Source organism: Roseateles sp. AC306, from assembly GCF_979253795.1.
Window position 1 is genome coordinate 1 of the sequence record NZ_CEEDEB010000157.1, and the last position, 234, is coordinate 234.

At 73.9% G+C, this 234-nt stretch carries 1 protein-coding gene; it reads right to left on the reverse strand.

The window, feature by feature from the left end; translation table 11 throughout:
• Window positions 1–227 (reverse strand): S26 family signal peptidase (locus AC0IZJ_RS28785; protein ID WP_471855707.1); only part of this gene is annotated, 227 nt, incomplete at its 3' end.
• Window positions 228–234 lie beyond the last annotated feature (7 nt).

Genomic DNA, 234 nt, shown 5'->3' on the forward strand with positions numbered 1-234 from the left:
ACGACGATGCGCTTGATGAGGCGCGTGCCGCCGGCCGGCGAGCTGAGCGTCACCACAGCGCCGCGCTGCGGCTCGCCCAGCGGCAGCAGCACCACGTCGGTGAGCGGCAGCTGGAGGTCGTAGGCCAGCCGGTTGACGAGCACCACGTCGCCCTCCAGCAGCGTCGGCCGCATCGAGCCCGAGGGGCTGGGATTCCAGTCGGCCACCGCCGTGCGCAGCAGCGCCAGGCCGAGC